General features: G+C 76.2%; 12 protein-coding genes. 8 read left to right on the forward strand and 4 right to left on the reverse strand.

Annotated elements, in window-relative coordinates:
* The first annotated feature begins 16 nt into the window (after positions 1 to 16).
* Positions 17 to 1,882, forward strand: coding sequence for a cytochrome c biogenesis protein ResB (gene resB, locus ACPYN7_RS00630; RefSeq protein WP_424346387.1), 1,866 nt, complete (start codon positions 17 to 19; stop codon positions 1,880 to 1,882).
* A gap of 13 nt (positions 1,883 to 1,895) precedes the next feature.
* Positions 1,896 to 2,969, forward strand: coding sequence for a c-type cytochrome biogenesis protein CcsB (gene ccsB / locus ACPYN7_RS00635; RefSeq protein ID WP_424346388.1), 1,074 nt, complete (start codon positions 1,896 to 1,898; stop codon positions 2,967 to 2,969).
* A 149-nt stretch (positions 2,970 to 3,118) separates the two neighbouring features.
* Here the strand turns inward: ccsB and ACPYN7_RS00640 are convergent, their stop codons facing one another.
* A complete protein-coding gene (locus ACPYN7_RS00640; protein WP_424346389.1) occupies positions 3,119 to 3,592 on the reverse strand; it encodes a PLDc N-terminal domain-containing protein in 474 nt (157 codons plus the stop codon).
* 91 nt (positions 3,593 to 3,683) lie between these two features.
* Here ACPYN7_RS00640 and ACPYN7_RS00645 point away from each other — a divergent pair, with 91 nt between their 5' ends.
* Entirely contained in the window at positions 3,684 to 3,971 is a 288-nt protein-coding gene (locus ACPYN7_RS00645) for a DUF4229 domain-containing protein (protein ID WP_058872435.1), read from the forward strand.
* Between the two features lie 28 nt (positions 3,972 to 3,999).
* On the opposite strand, the gene ACPYN7_RS00650 is transcribed toward ACPYN7_RS00645, so the two are convergent.
* The 3 genes from ACPYN7_RS00650 to ACPYN7_RS00660 all read right to left on the reverse strand — a co-directional run bounded on the left by ACPYN7_RS00650 (position 4,000) and on the right by ACPYN7_RS00660 (position 7,224).
* On the reverse strand, positions 4,000 to 4,878 hold the full coding sequence (locus tag ACPYN7_RS00650) for a 1,4-dihydroxy-2-naphthoate polyprenyltransferase (protein WP_424346390.1): 879 nt from the start codon (positions 4,876 to 4,878) through the stop codon (positions 4,000 to 4,002).
* 137 nt (positions 4,879 to 5,015) lie between these two features.
* Positions 5,016 to 6,179: an AMP-binding protein gene (locus tag ACPYN7_RS00655; protein ID WP_424346391.1), complete on the reverse strand. Its 1,164-nt coding sequence runs from the start codon at positions 6,177 to 6,179 to the stop codon at positions 5,016 to 5,018.
* A gap of 70 nt (positions 6,180 to 6,249) precedes the next feature.
* Entirely contained in the window at positions 6,250 to 7,224 is a 975-nt protein-coding gene (locus ACPYN7_RS00660; protein WP_058872438.1) for a 1,4-dihydroxy-2-naphthoyl-CoA synthase, read from the reverse strand.
* Between the two features lie 100 nt (positions 7,225 to 7,324).
* Between ACPYN7_RS00660 and ACPYN7_RS00665 the strand changes: the two genes are divergently transcribed.
* The 5 genes from ACPYN7_RS00665 to ACPYN7_RS00685 all read left to right on the forward strand — a co-directional run bounded on the left by ACPYN7_RS00665 (position 7,325) and on the right by ACPYN7_RS00685 (position 15,217).
* Positions 7,325 to 8,134 carry an alpha/beta fold hydrolase gene (locus ACPYN7_RS00665; protein WP_424346392.1) on the forward strand — a complete coding sequence of 270 codons (810 nt, stop codon included), beginning with the start codon at positions 7,325 to 7,327 and terminating at the stop codon, positions 8,132 to 8,134.
* Between the two features lie 78 nt (positions 8,135 to 8,212).
* Positions 8,213 to 10,675, forward strand: a complete 2,463-nt coding sequence (locus ACPYN7_RS00670; protein ID WP_424346393.1) for an ATP-dependent RNA helicase — start codon at positions 8,213 to 8,215, stop codon at positions 10,673 to 10,675.
* A gap of 282 nt (positions 10,676 to 10,957) precedes the next feature.
* Entirely contained in the window at positions 10,958 to 11,920 is a 963-nt protein-coding gene (locus ACPYN7_RS00675; protein WP_424346394.1) for an HpcH/HpaI aldolase/citrate lyase family protein, read from the forward strand.
* Positions 11,921 to 12,089: 169 nt separating this feature from the next.
* Positions 12,090 to 14,138: a penicillin-binding transpeptidase domain-containing protein gene (locus tag ACPYN7_RS00680; RefSeq protein ID WP_424346395.1), complete on the forward strand. Its 2,049-nt coding sequence runs from the start codon at positions 12,090 to 12,092 to the stop codon at positions 14,136 to 14,138.
* A gap of 110 nt (positions 14,139 to 14,248) precedes the next feature.
* Positions 14,249 to 15,217 carry an L-lactate dehydrogenase gene (locus ACPYN7_RS00685; RefSeq protein WP_058872442.1) on the forward strand — a complete coding sequence of 323 codons (969 nt, stop codon included), beginning with the start codon at positions 14,249 to 14,251 and terminating at the stop codon, positions 15,215 to 15,217.
* Positions 15,218 to 15,272: the final 55 nt, after the last annotated feature.

Consider the following 15,272-nt stretch of genomic DNA (forward strand, 5'->3'; position numbering starts at 1 on the left):
CCGCAGAAAGGCCGGCATGAGCACCACAGCGCCCCCGTCGTCGTCGTCGGGCCCCTCGACCCCGGATCCGTCCGGGGCGCGGAGCCCGGACGTCGAGCTCCCGGCCCTCGGGCCCCTCGGCATGGCCCGGTGGGCCTGGACGCAGCTGACCAAGATGAACACGGCCCTGTTCCTGCTGCTGCTCCTGGCGGTCGCCGCGGTGCCGGGATCCATCTTCCCGCAGCGGATCCAGGACCCGGCGGCGGTCCAGGACTACCTCGACAACAACCCCGTGCTCGGGGAGTGGCTGGACCGGGTGCAGCTGTTCGACGTCTTCTCCTCGGCGTGGTTCTCCGCGATCTACATCCTGCTGTTCGTCTCCCTCGTGGGGTGCGTCCTACCGCGCGCGGCCAAGCACTGGCGGGCGTGGCGGGCCGAGCCCCCGCGCACCCCGCGGCGGCTCGAGCGGCTGCCCGAGCACCGCTCCCTCGCCCTCGGCGGGCGCGACGGCGCCGAGCCGCCGGCCCCGGACGACGTCGTCGCCGACGCCGCCCGGCTGCTGAGGAGGCGGGGCTACCGGGTGGCGGTGCGGGACACCGGGTCCGCCGCCCCGTCGGTGGCCGCCGAGCGCGGGATGTGGAAGGAGGTCGGCAACGTCGTCTTCCACCTGGCCCTGCTGGGCGTGCTGGTGTCCGTGGCCGTCGGCTCCCTCTTCGGCTACAAGGGCCAGCGGGTGGTCGTGGAGGGCGAGTCCTTCGTCAACACCCTCATCGGCTACGACTCCTTCACCCCCGGCACCAACTACGACGCCGACTGGCTCGAGCCCTTCTCGGTGCGGCTCGACAGCTTCGAGGCCGTGTTCAACCGGGACACCACCGACCCGCGCAACTACGGGGCGCCCCTGGACTTCACCGCGGAGGTCACGGTGCAGGACGAGCCCGGCGCCGAGCCGCGGCAGGAGGTGCTCAAGGTGAACCAGCCGCTGAACGTGGACGGCGTGAAGAGCTATCTCGTGGGCAACGGCTACGCCCCGGTGATCCGGGTGACCGACGGCAACGGGGACGTCGCCTTCGAGGGGCCCGTGGTGACCGTCCCCTCCGACGGGGTGTACACGTCCTCGCTCGTGCTCAAGGTCCCGGACGCCAGCCCCGACCAGCTCGGCTTCGTGGGGCTGCTGCTGCCCACCGCCGTGGGCGGGGACGGCGAGATGCCCCGCTCGGTGGACCCGGGCCTCGCCAACCCCCGGCTGATCCTCTCCGCCTACCACGGCGACCTCGGCCTGGACAGCGGCGAGCCCCAGAACGTGTACGTGCTCGACGTCGAGCCGCTCACCGAGCTCAACGCCATGACCAGCGAGAACGGCGCGATCACGCTCGACGCCGCGAACCCCGTGCACGAGCTGCCCGACGGCAAGGGCACGGTGGAGTTCCTGGACGTCAAGCGCTACGTGGGCCTGGACATCCACTACGACCCCGGCAAGACGGGCGCGTTCGTCTCCTTCGTCGCCGCGTTCGCCGGCCTGCTCATGTCCCTGTTCATCGCCCGCCGCCGCGTCTGGGTGCGTGCGGCCGAGGGCGTCGACGGGGACGGCCGGGCCTGCACGGTGCTGGAGTACGGGCTGCTGGCCCGCGGCGAGGACCCCCGGCTGAGCGCCGAGGCCGAGCGGCTGGACCGGCTGTGGACCGAGCAGTGGCAGGACGCCGGCGTGCGGGACACGGACGGCACGGCGACCGCCACGGCGGTGAGCACGACGAGCACGACCACGAGCACGGGAACGAGCACGGGATCGGCCCCGGCGACGACCACGGCAACGACCACGGCGACGACCACGGCGGCCGGCCGCCCGGTGCGGGCCGGCAGCCGGCCGGAGGCCGGGCCCGACGCCCGGTCCGGCCACGAGTGAGAGGATGGGCGGCATGACCGTCGTCAACGAGACCCTGGGCGCCTGGAGCCAGCTGTTCATGCTCCTGGCCGCCCTGACCTATCTGGTGGCCTTCGTGGCCTTCGCGTGGGACGTGGCGTCCCACTCCCGGGCCCTGCGCGGGGCCGGGGAGCACGAGCTCGTGGGCGCCGCGGCGGGCGCCTCCGCCGCGGCCTCGCAGGCGGCTTCGGAGCCCGCCGACGCCCGGGCCGGCCACGGCGCGGGCCACCGCGGGCGCGGCTACCGCACGGGCGCCCGCTCGGCCCTGGCCGGGCACGTGGCGGACGAGGAGATGCGCTACACCGGCGAGCGCCGCCCCGCCGCCCGCGTGGCCGTGGCCGTCATGGTCCTGGGCTTCGCGGTGCACACCGCCGCCGTGCTCAGCCGGGCGTTCGCGGCCGGACGGGTGCCGTGGGGCAACATGTACGAGTTCTGCACCACGGGCGCCCTGGTCGTCGCGGGCGTGTACCTGCTGTCCCTGCTGGCCCGGGACCTGCGCTTCGTGGGCTCCCTCGTGTCCGGGCTCGTGGTGATCATGCTCTGCGCGGCCACCATCGGCTTCCCCACCCCGGTGGGGCCGCTGCAGCCCGCGCTGCAGTCCTGGTGGCTGGTGATCCACGTGTCCATCGCCGTGGCCGCCTCCGGGATCTTCACCATCACGTTCGCGATGGCCGTCCTGCAACTGCTGCAGGCGCGGCGGGAACGGGCCATCCTGGCCGGCGAGGGGCCCGGCGCGGGCTTCCTCGGCCTGGTCCCGTCCTCCCAGGCGCTGGAGAACCTGTCCTTCCGGCTCAACGCGGTCGGGTTCGCGTTCTGGACCTTCACCCTCGCCGCCGGCGCGATCTGGGCCGAGCAGGCGTGGGGACGCTACTGGGGCTGGGACACGAAGGAGGTCTGGACCTTCGTGATCTGGGTGGTCTACGCCGCCTACATGCACGCCCGCGCCACGCGGGGCTGGACCGGCAACCGCTCGGCCTGGCTCTCGATCGTCGGCTACCTCTGCGTCATCTTCAACTTCACCGTGGTCAACACGGTCTTCCCCGGCCTGCACTCCTACTCCGGGGTCTGATCCCGGCCGCCCCGCCGGGCGACGACGGACGAACGGCCCGCACCGAAAGGTGCGGGCCGTTCGTCGTGGTCGGAGGGGTTGTGGTCGGGGCGGGTCCACTGCGGGGCGGCCCTGCCGGGTGGTACCGCCGGTTGGTACTGCCGGGTGGATCAGCCGTGCGGAGGCCGGTTGCCGGGGGAGCCGTCGGTGGGTCCGTCGGAGCGGCCGGCGGACGAGCCGTCCGAGGGCCCCTCGTCGGGGCGCCCGCCGGGACCGTCGTCCGGGCCGGTGTCCCCGTCCGCGCCCGGCCCGCCGTTGCGCCGCAGCTCCTCCTCCCACTGCCGGAGCTTCTCGGCCTTCTCCTGCTGCCGTCGGCGCTCCTCGAGGTTGCGCAGGAACTGGGGGTCGTCGTCGGGGCCCTTGCCGCGCACGGGGCGCGACGACTCCGCGGTGCCCTTGGGGCGCCCGAGGAACAGCCACAGGAGGGCGCCGACGAGCGGGAGGAGGAGGATCACCGCGATCCAGCCGCCCTTGCGGAGACCGCGCATGTCGCTGCTGTCGGTCCGGGCGCACTCGATGAGGGAGTAGACGATGACGCCCACCGCCAGTGCGGCGGCGCCGATGATGAGGATGGCTCTGCCCATGCCGACAATCGTAGGGGAGTTGCCTGGACGCCAGCTCAGCGCCCCGGGAGTTCCCGGGAGTTCTTCAGCGCGGCCCCGGTAGACTGGGTGCGTGAACTTCCTGAAGTACTCCCTGCTGCGGTTCGCGCTGCTCGTGCTGGTCTTCCTGGTCAGCATGTGGCTGGGCGTGGGCCTGGTCCTGTCCGGGGTCGCCGCGGTGGCGATCTCGTTCGCGGTCTCCTACCTCTTCTTCCCGCGCCTGCACGCCGCCGCGGGGGAGGAGTTCCACCGGTGGTTCGCCCGGGCGCCGAGGCCCCGCAACCGGGTGGCGCTCGAGGACCAGGAGGTCGAGGACGCCTACGTGGACCGGCGGCTGCGCGAGGACGGCCGCGAGGTCTGAGCACCGGCCGCGGAGCCCCGGTGGGGCCTCACCACTGGCGCAGCAGCACCGCCAGCAGGAAGAGCACGGCCCAGCCCACGTTGAGCACCCCGCACTGCCGGAGCACGGGGATGAGCCGGCGCCGGTCCTGCACCCGCAGCACCGTGGCCACGGGTGCCCAGGCCACCGGCACGAGCAGCAGCACGAGGAGCATCCACGGGTTGTAGGGCACCAGGAACAGCACCAGCGCGAGCGCCACGGCGATCTCCGCGGTGAACACCACCCGTGCCAGCGGGTCGCCCAGCCGCACGGCCAGCGTCCGCTTGCCGACCTCCCGGTCCCCGGGCAGGTCCCGGATGTTGTTGGCCATCAGCAGGGCGGTGGCGATCAGGCCGGTGGACAGGGCCGCGACGAACGCCTCGAGGTTGAGGGTGCCGGCCTGGGTGAGCGTGGTGCCGAGCACGGCCACGAGCCCGAAGTAGACGAACACGAACAGGTCCCCGAGCCCGCGGTAGCCGTACGGGCTCCGCCCCCCGGTGTAGCCCCACGCGGCGAGCACGGCCGAGAGGCCCACGGGGATGAACCACCACTGGCGGCTCAGCACCACCAGGACCGCGCCGGCGAGCGCGGCGAGGCCGAAGCACAGCAGCGCCGCGGCCTTCACCTGCCCCGGCGCGGCGGCCCCGGAGCCGGTCAGGCGCAGGGGGCCCACGCGGACGTCGTCGGTGCCGCGGATGCCGTCGGAGTAGTCGTTGGCGTAGTTCACGCCGATCTGCAGGAAGAGGGCCACCAGCAGGGCGAGCAGCGCGCGGACGGGCTCGAAGGAGAACAGGGCCTGGGCCGCGGCGGAGCCGGCCACCACGGGGGCGAGGGCCATCGGCAGCGTCCGGAGCCGGGCTCCCTCGATCCACTGTGCGGGCGTGGCCACGGGGTACCTCCGTCGAGAACGACCCGCACGGGATGCGGGATGCGGGATGCGGGCCGCGGCGGGGGTCCGGGGCCGCGGACCATTGTGCCACGGCCCCCGCCACGGCCCCCGGTCCGGATCCGGACCGGAGCGGGTGCTCAGCCGAGCAGCCCGGCCACGGCCGCGCGGTCCGGCTTGCCAGTGGGCAGCAGGGGCAGCTCCTCCGGCCAGGCCCAGCGCCGGGGCACCGCGGCGGCGCCGTGCCGGGCGCGCACCGCCTCCTCGAGCTCGGCACGCAGCCGCCGCCGGTCGGCGCCGGGAGCGGCGACGACCGCCGCCCCCACCGCCTGCCCCCACTCGGCGTCGGGCACGCCCAGGACCATGGCCTGGCGCACCGCGGGGTGCTCGGCCAGCACGGCGGTCACGAGTCCCGCGGCGACCTTGACCCCGCCCGTGTTCACGACGTCGTCGACCCGCCCGTGCACCGTGAGCACGCCGTCGGGGGAGAGCTCGCCGAGGTCGTCCGTGCGGTACCAGCGCGTGCCGGCGGCCTCCCGGAAGTGCCGTGCGGTCTGCTCGGGGTCCCCGGCGTAGCCGGCGGCCACGACGTCCCCGCCGAGCCAGATCCGGCTCGGCCCGGGCCCGGGGACGGACCCTGTGCCCGGGGCGTCGTCGTCCCCCGCCGTCCCGACGTGCACGGAGACGCCGTCCAGGGGCACGCCGTCGTAGACGCAGCCCCCGCACGTCTCGGACATCCCGTAGGTGGCGACCACCCGGACGTCGGCGTCCCGGGCGGCCGCGAGCAGGCGCGGGGGAGCGGCCGAGCCGCCGAGCAGGACCGCGGAGAAGCTCTTCAGCGCCGAGACCGCGTCCCCGTTGCGCACCCCGGACGCCGGGTCCAGGATCCGCTGCAGCTGGGTGGGCACGAGCGAGGTGAAGCGCACGGGGTCGTCCAGCTCCTCGGCCGCCGCGGCGAAGGCCTCGGGGGTGAAGCGGGCCGCCGGGTCGAGGACCACGGGGTCCGTCCCGGCGTAGAGGGAGCGCACGAGCACCTGCACGCCCGCCACGTAGTGGACGGGCAGGGCGAGCAGCCACTGGCCCACCCCGCCGGTGCGCACCGCGGTGGCCATCGAGGACGCCGCGAGCGCGTCACGGGTGAGGACCGTGCGCTTGGCCCGGCCGGTGGACCCGGAGGTGCGCACGACGACGGCGGGGCCCTCGCGCGCCAGCGCCCGGGTCAGCGGGGACAGCAGCCGCAGGGGATCCCCGGGCACGGGCCCGTCGAGGACCACGGCGTCGCCGGGGACGATCAGCTCGGCCATCGCGGCCTCCTCCTCGCGCCGCCGGCCGGACCGTGACCCGGGGACGGGTCGTGGCCCGGCGGCGGGCGCCCTAGAAGTAGTAGGGGAAGCCGGACCAGTCCGGGTCGCGCTTGCCCAGGAACGCGTCACGGCCCTCGACGGCCTCGTCGGTCATGTACGCCAGGCGGGTCGCCTCGCCCGCGAAGACCTGCTGGCCGACCATCCCGTCGTCGGGGAGGTTGAACGCGAACTTCAGCATCCGGATCGCCTGCGGGGACTGGGCGGCCACGTCCCGGGCGGCGTCGATCGCCGCGTTCTCCAGCTCCGCGTGCGGGACGACCTCGTTGACCGCGCCCAGCTCGTGCATCCGCTGCGCGTCGTACTCCCGGGCCAGGAAGAAGATCTCGCGGGCCGCCTTCTGCCCCACCTGCCGGGCGAGCAGCGCGGAGCCGTAGCCGGCGTCGAAGGAGCCGACGGTCGCGTCCGTCTGCTTGAACCGCCCGTGCTCCCGGGAGGCGATCGTGAGGTCGCAGACCACGTGCAGGGAGTGCCCGCCGCCCGCGGCCCAGCCGGGGACCGCGGCGATGACCACCTTGGGCATGGTGCGGATCAGGCGCTGCACCTCGAGGATGTGCAGCCGCCCGGCGCGGGCCGGGTCGATGCTCTCGGCGGTCTCGCCCCCGGCGTAGCGGTAGCCGTCCCGGCCGCGGATGCGCTGGTCCCCGCCGGAGCAGAAGGCCCAGCCGCCGTCCCGGGGGGAGGGCCCGTTGCCGGTGAGGACCACGGCGCCCACGTCGGAGGACATCCGCGCGTGGTCGAGCGCGCGGTAGAGCTCGTCGACCGTGCCCGGGCGGAAGGCGTTGCGCACCTCGGGGCGGTCGAAGGCGATCCGCACCCACGGGAGGTCCCGGACGACCGTGCCGTCCGGGGCCCGCTCCACGCCGCGGTGGTAGGTGAGGTCCTGCAGGTCCCGGAAGCCCTCGACCGTCCGCCACTGCGCGGGGTCGAAGAGCTCCGAGACCTGCTCGGGGAGGTCGCTGCCGGTGGTGGGGGTGGAGTCAGTCACGTCCCCGAGTCTACGTGCGGCGCCCGCCCGGAGGTGGGCGCCGGAGTGAGCGCCGCCGACGGGCGGGACGCGGGCGCCGGGACCTGGCTAAGCTCGGAGGATGGCTGAGACCCGGACGAGCACTCTGCACACCACCCCCGTCGGGGACGACGGCGAGCCCGTCGTCTTCCTGCACGGCCTGTTCGGCCGGGGCAAGAACTTCACCCGGATCGCCAAGGACCTCCGGCCGGACTTCCGGAGCCTGCTGGTGGACCTGCCCAACCACGGCCGGTCCGCGTGGACGGACCGGGTGGACTACGCGCAGATGGCGGACTCCGTGGCCGAGACCCTGCGCGACGACTTCGCCGCGGCGGGCCCGGTCGCCGTCGTCGGGCACTCCCTCGGCGGCAAGGTGGCCATGGTGCTGGCGCTGCGGCACCCGGAGCTCGTCTCCCGGCTCGTCGTGGTGGACATCTCGCCCACGCGGACCGGGGGCGGCGAGGGCGAGTTCGCGCACCTGCTGGACAGCCTCGCGGCCGTGGACCTGAGCGCCCTCGAGCGCCGCTCGGACGCGGACGAGGCCCTCAAAGAGTCCATCCCGTGGGACACCACCCGCAGCTTCCTGCTGCAGAACCTGCGCAGCGGCGAGGACGGCTTCTCCTGGGAGCCCAACCTCGAGCTGCTGCGGACGAGCCTGGACGCCATCGGCGGCTTCCCGGACACCGGGGACGCCGTCTACGAGGGGCCCGTGCTGTGGATCGCCGGCGGGCGCTCGGACTACGTCCGGGACGAGCACGCCCCGGTCATGCGCGGCCTGTTCCCCCGGGCGCACCGGGTGACGATCCGCGAGGCCGGCCACTGGGTGCACTCGCAGGCGCCGGAGAAGTTCGCCGAGGTGCTGCGCGGTTTCCTGGCGCACACCGGGGACTGACCAGCCGGCCCGCGCCGGGCCCGCCGGCCCGGGCGGCCGCCGGGCCGGCGGGCCCGGCCGGGGTGCGAAACTGGGGGGATGAGCTCCGTCCCCTTCGACCTCGCCCGGATCGGCGCCGGCCTGCCGGTCGCCGGGGTGCTCGGCGAGCTGCGCGCGGCGCTCGCCCACGGTGCCGCCGTGGTGCAGGCCCCGCCCGGCACCGGCAAGACCACCCTGGTGCCCCCGCTGGTCGCCGACCTGCTGCACGAGCGCGCCGCCGGGGCCGCGCCCGGCCGGGTGGTCGTCACCCAGCCCCGCCGGGTCGCCGCGCGCTCGGCGGCGCGCCGGCTGGCGCACCTGGCGGGCACCCGGGTGGGCGGGCTCGTCGGCCACACGGTGCGCGGCGACCGGCGCACCGGCCCCGGCACGCTCGTCGAGTTCGTCACCCCCGGCGTGCTCCTGCGCCGGCTGCTGCAGGATCCGGGGCTGCCCGGCACGGACGCCGTGGTCCTGGACGAGGTGCACGAGCGCGGTCTCGAGTCCGACCTGCTCGTCGGCCTCCTGGCCGAGGTCCGGCAGCTGCGCGAGGACCTCGTGCTCGTCGCGATGTCCGCGACCCTCGACGCCGCGCGCTTCGCCGGCCTGCTGGGCGAGGGCGCCCCGGCCCCGGTGGTCGACTGCCCGGCCGCCCTGCACCCGCTCACGGTCCGGTGGGCCCCGGCCCCCGGCCGGCGCACCGACGAGCGCGGGGTGACCCGCCCGTTCCTCGACCACGTCGCCCGGACGGCGGCCGACGCCCACGCGCAGGCCCTGGCCCGGGACGGCGCCACGGACGCGCTCGTGTTCGTCCCCGGGGCGTGGGAGGTCGCCCAGGTGGCCCGGCGGCTGCGGGAGGCCTGCCGCGGGACCGAGGTGCTCGAGCTGCACGGCCGGGTGGGCGCCGCCGAGCAGGACCGGGCGACGTCGGGGCGCAGCCCGGGCGACCCGCCCCGCCTGGTCGTCTCCACGTCCCTCGCCGAGTCCTCCCTGACGGTCCCGGGCGTGCGCCTGGTGGTCGACTCCGGGCTGTCCCGGGAGCCGCGGCGGGACGCCGGCCGCGGGATGACGGGACTGGTCACGGTCGCGGCCTCCCGGGCCTCCGCGGAGCAGCGGGCGGGCCGCGCCGCCCGGCTCGGGCCCGGGGAGGTCGTGCGCTGCTACGACGAGCGCACCTGGGCCGCGATGCCCCGCCACCTGACCCCCGAGCTCGCGGCCGCCGACCTCACCGGCGCCGCCCTGCTGCTGGCCTGCTGGGGCGCCCCCGGCGGACGGGGCCTGTCCCTGCCGGACCCGCTGCCCGCACCGGCCCTGGCCGACGCCCTCGCGGTGCTGCGGGGGCTCGGCGCCCTCGACGACGACGGCCGGGCCACCGCGACCGGCCGGCTGCTCGCGGCCGTGCCCGTGGACCCGCGCCTGGCCCGCGGCCTGCTCGACGGCGCCCGCGCCGTGGGCGCCCGGCCGGCGGCCGAGGTCGTCGCGATGGTCTCGGACGACCACCGCCCGCCCGGCGGGGACCTCTCCCGGCTGCTGGCCGAGCTGCGCTCCGGACGGGCCCCGGACGCCCGCCGCTGGGCGGAGGAGGCCCGCCGGCTGGAGCGCACGGCCACGGACGCGGCGCCCTCCGCGGCGCCGGCGGGGGCCGGAGAGGTCCCGGCCGAGCTCGTGACCGGCGCCGTGGTGGCGCTGGCGCTGCCGGAGCGGGTCGCCCGGAAGGTGGGGGACACGTACCTGCTCGCCTCCGGGACCCGCGCGGGGCTGGCCCCGGGCAGCCGCCTCGCCGGCCAGGAGTGGCTGGCCGTCGCCGACGTCACCCGGGCGGCCGGACAGGCCGCCGCCGGGACCGGGGCGGTGGTGCGGGCCGCGGCGGCCCTCGACCGTCCCCTCGCCGAGCGCTGCGCCGAGCACCTGCTCACCGACGAGGTGCGCACCCGGTTCGAGGGCGGGCGGGCGAGCGCCCGCCGGGTCCGCGCGCTCGGGGCCATCGAGCTGTCCTCGACCCCCGTGCGGCCCGCCCCGGCCGCGGCGCGGGCGGCAGTGCGCGAGGCCCTGGCCGAGCAGGGCCTCGGCCTGCTCGGCTGGTCGGACGGCGCCGACCGGCTCCGGCGCCGGCTCGCGCTGCTCCACCACCGGCTCGGGCCGCCGTGGCCGGACGTGGCCGACGCCGCCCTGCTCGACCGCCTCGACGAGTGGCTCGCCCCCGAGCTCGACGGCCTCGCCGGCGGCGGCCGGGCGGACCTCGCCGCGCCCCTGCGCCGGCTGCTCCCGTGGCCGGAGGCCGCCCGCCTCGACGAGCTCGCGCCCGAGCGGCTGGCCGTGGCCAGCGGCAGCCGGGTCCGGATCGACTACCCGGCCGCCGACGACCCCGCGGGCCGGCCCCTGGCCGTGACCGACGACCTCGCCTCGTTCTGGTCCGGCCCCTACGCCCAGGTGCGCGCCGAGATGCGCGGCCGCTACCCGAAGCACCCGTGGCCCGAGGACCCGTGGGCCGCCCCCGCGACCGCCCGCACGGCGCGCCGCTCCTGAGCCCGGGCCCGCGCACGGCGGGTGGCGTCCGCGTGTGATCTGCGTTACGGTGGAGTCACCGCACCTGCCGAGCGCGTTGATCCAGCGCGCACGGACCGGCTCGCCCACCTCGCGATCCCCGGTCCGGGGCACGCACCGGCCGGACCCCCGCGACGCGATCGTTCCCGCGGGCCCGGCACCGGTCACGGTTCCGCCGGGCAGCACCAGCCCTCCCAGCACGAATGCCCCGGCACGCTCTTGCACCGCAGCACGCTGCACCTCACGGAGAACGGGTACGCCCTCATGACTGCCACCTCGATCGAGACCTCGTCGACGACCCCGACCACCTCGTCCCTGCCGCTGGTTCCCCAGGCCGCCGTCCCCGCGGTCGGCCCGGAGCTCGCCCGCTCCTGGCTGCTCGTCAACGGCGCCCAGGCCGAGCGGTTCGCGGTGGCCCGGGCGAGCGCGGCCGACGTCGTGGTCCTGGACATCGAGGACTCCGTGGCGCCCAAGGACAAGGAGCGGGCCCGCCGCAACGTCATCAGCTGGCTGGACGCCCGGGACGAGAACGGCGAGCAGCACCACGCGTGGGTGCGGGTCAACGGCTTCGGCACCCAGTGGTGGGAGGAGGACCTCCGGGCCCTCGCCGGGGTCCGCGGCCTCGACGGCGTCATGCTGGCCATGGTCGAGTCCCCGGAGCACGTCACCCGCACCGCGGAGCTGCTCAAGGACACGAAGATCGTCGCACTCGTCGAGACGGCCCGCGGCGTCCAGCACCTGCAGGCCATCGCCGGCGCCCGCTCCACGTACCGCCTCGGCTTCGGCCTGGGCGACTTCCGGCGCGACACGGGATTCGGCGAGAACCCCATGACGCTGGCCTACACGCGCTCGCAGTTCACCATCGCCTCCCGGGCCGCCAACCTGCCCGGGCCCATCGACGGGCCCGCCGTCGGGGCGCTCGGGCCCAAGCTGGCCGAGGCCACGTCCGTGACCCTGGAGTTCGGCATGACGGGCAAGCTGTGCCTGATGCCCGAGCAGACCGCCACGGTCAACGAGGGCCTGAGCCCGTCCCTGTCCGAGCTGTCCTGGGCCACGGAGTTCCTCCAGGAGTTCGACGCCGACGGCGGGGAGATCCGCAACGGCTCGGACCTGCCCCGGCTCGCCCGCGCGAAGAAGATCCTGGGCCTGGCCGGCGCCTTCGGCCTGAGCATCCCCGAGGGCTACGACGTCCACTTCGAGGCGCCGACCGACACGTACCACTGCTGATCCGGTGGTGAGGGGCCGGTACCCGGCCCCGCCTCGCGCGGGAGCGCACCCCCTCCCGCCGCGTCCGACGGACCGGTGGGTACCGTGCAGACACGGCGCCCACCGGTTCTTCCGTGCCCGGCACCCTTCCGGCCTGTGCCGCCCGGGTGGGCCGGACTACATTGAGGGCGTGCAGACTCCACGCCCCGCCCCGCAGCCCCCGGCGTTCCGGCCCCTCCGCCGGCGGCCGGGCGCGGCGGTCCCGGCCGTCCTCTCCGCCGTCCTCCTCGCGACCGGCTGCTCGGTGCTCGGCCCCGACGACGGCCGGGAGGCCGCCGAGCAGGTCGCCGCGGCCCTGAGCGCGGGCAGCGTCGCGGAGCTGTCCTTCGGCGACGTCGAGGGCGCCTCCGCCCAGGAGCAGTACGAGCAGGCGGTCGCCCGGCTCGGCGAGGCCGCCCCGGCCGTCGAGGTCGCCGCGGTCGAGGACACGGGCGAGGAGGGGCGGCGCGAGGCCACCCTCTCCTGGTCCTGGGACCTCCCGGGAGCGGAGCAGGACTGGGCCTACGACTCCGTCCTCCCGCTGGTCCGCAGCGGGTCCGGCGAGTGGGTCCCCGAGTGGTCCCCGGCCGTGGTGCGGCCGGGACTGGAGGAGGGGGAGGCCCTGCGCGCCCGGACGGTGGACGCGGACCGCGGGGACATCCTCGGGGCGGGCGGCGAGACGCTGGTGACGGAGCGGCCCGTCCGGCGGGTCGGCATCGACCGGTCGCGGCTGGCGGGGGCGGACCCCGGCGAGGCCGCGCGCCGGCTCGCCGAGGTCGTGGACCTCGACGCCGACGCCTACGCCGAGGCCGTCGAGCAGGCCGGGCCCGAGGCCTTCGTCGAGGCCCTGCCGCTGCGCGAGGAGGACTTCCGGGAGCTGGACGCCCGGCGGCTGGAGGCCGTCCCGGGGCTGCTCGCGGTCGAGGACGAGATGCCGCTGGCCCCGTCCCGCGGCTTCGCCGCCGACCTCCTGGGCGGCGTGGGCGAGGCGACGGCCGAGGACGTGGCGGACTCCGGCGGGGAGCTCGCCCCCGGGACGGCGATCGGCCGCGGGGGAGTCCAGGAGCGCTTCGACGAGCGGCTGCGCGGCAGGCCCGGCGTCGTCGTGGAGGAGATCGTGACGGAGACCGGGGGGAGGCCCGCGGAGGAGTCCGGGTCCGGGGCCGACGGCGTGCGGCCGGCCGCCGGCGAGCCGCTGTTCGAGGTGCCGCCGCAGGCCGGGGAGCCGGTCACGGTGACCCTGGACCGCGGGCTCCAGGCCACCGCGGAGGAGCTGCTGGCCGGGATCGAGTCCCCGTCCGCGGTCGTGGCGGTCCGGCCCTCCACGGGCGAGCTCGTCGCCTCGGCCAACGGGCCGGGCTCCGAGGGCTACTCCACCGCGCTGCTGGGCCGGTACGCCCCCGGCTCCACCTTCAAGGTCGTCACGGCCCTGGGGATGCTCCGGGAGGGCGACACCCCCGGCACGGAGGTGCCGTGCCCGCCGTCCACGACCGCGGCGGGCGTGCGGATCGACAACGTCGAGTCCTATCCGGCCGAGTTCACCGGCTCGATCACCCTCACCGAGGCCCTCGCCCACTCCTGCAACACCACCTTCGTGGACCAGCACGACCGGATCGGCCAGGCGGACCTCGCCGAGGCCGCGGCCGCGCTCGGGATCGGCGTGCCTGCCGAGGCGGCCGTGCCCGCGTTCTGGGGCGAGATCCCGCAGGACGAACCGCCCGCCCAGCACGCCGCGGCGATGTTCGGGCAGGGCCGCACGCTCGTGTCCCCGCTGAGCATGGCCCGGCTCACCGCCTCGGTGGCCGCCGGGCAGCTCGTCACCCCCCGGCTGGTCAGCACGGAGGGCCTGCCCCAGGACGGCGCCCCCGGCGCCACCGGCACGGCCGCCGCCGGACCCGGCCCGCAGGAGCCCCTGACCGCCGAGGAGGCGGAGCAGCTGCGCACCATGATGCGGGCCGTCGTCTCCTCCGGGCACCTGGGCGTGCTCCAGGAGCTCGAGCCGGACACCGCGATCGGCAAGACCGGCACGGCCGAGTTCGGCGACGAGGACCCGCCCCGGACCCACTCCTGGGTGATCGCCGAGCACGAGGACCTCGCCGTGGCGGTCTTCGTGGAGGACGGGGACCTGGGCTCGGTCACCGGCGGCCCCATCATGCGCGACTTCCTGGCCGCGGCGGCCTCCGCCTCCCGCGCCGGCTGAGGGACGCCGGGGCGCGGCACCCGCGTCCCCCTTCCGCGACCGGCGCCGCTGGCCCAGGATGGGAGGACACCGTCCGCCGCCGCGGACCGCCGAGACCGTCAGGAGCCCCCGTGCCCGAGACCGTGCCCACCACCCCCGCGAGGACCAAGATCGGCGTGGTCGGCGCCGGGTCCGTCGGCTCGTCCCTGGCCTACGCGGCCCTCATCAAGGGGGTCGCCCAGGAGGTGGCCCTCTACGACCTCGCCGGGGACCGGGTCCGCGCCGAGGGCCTGGACCTGGCCCACGGGGCCATGTTCACCCCCAGCTCCCGGGTGACCGGCTCCGACGACGTCGCCGTGCTGGCCGGCTCGGACGTGGTCTTCGTGACCGCCGGGGCCAAGCAGCGGCCCGGCCAGACCCGGATGGAGCTGGCGGGCGCCAACGCGGCGATCCTCGAGGGGCTGATGCCGCGCCTGGTGGAGCAGGCGCCCGAGGCCGTGTACGTCCTGGTGACCAATCCGTGCGACGTGCTCACGGTAATCGCGCAGAAGCTCACCGGGCTGCCCCCGGAGCAGGTGATGTCCTCCGGGACCGTGCTGGACACCTCCCGGCTGCGGTGGCTGCTGGCCGAGGAGGGCGGGGTGTCCACCACGAGCGTGCACGCCACGATCGTCGGCGAGCACGGGGACACCGAGTTCCCCCTGTGGTCGAACGCGAACATCGGGCAGATCCCGCTGCGCGAGTGGACGGTCGAGGGGCGCAGGCCGTTCACCGACGACCGGCTGGACGAAATCACGCACCGGACCATCAACGCGGCGTACACGGTGATCCAGGGCAAGGGCGCCACCAACTACGCGATCGGTCTGGCCGGGGCGCGCGTGGCCGAGGCCGTGCTGCGGGACGAGCACGCCGTGCTGCCGGTGTCCACGGTCCTCGACGACTACCGGGGGATCAGCGGGGTCGCGCTGTCCGTGCCGTCGGTCGTCGCCCGGCGGGGCGTCGTGGAGCGGCTGGTCGTGCCCATGGACGAGCAGGAGCTGGCCATGCTGCACCGCTCCGCCGAGGCGATCCGGGCCACGCTGGCCTCGATCGGGTACTGAGCCGCGAGCCGCCGCGGGCCCGGGGCGGGAGACCGGCCCGCGAACGGCACCGGGG

This window comes from Kocuria sp. CH-021 (assembly GCF_049716185.1).
Classification (GTDB): Bacteria; Actinomycetota; Actinomycetes; order Actinomycetales; family Micrococcaceae; genus Kocuria; species Kocuria cellulosilytica.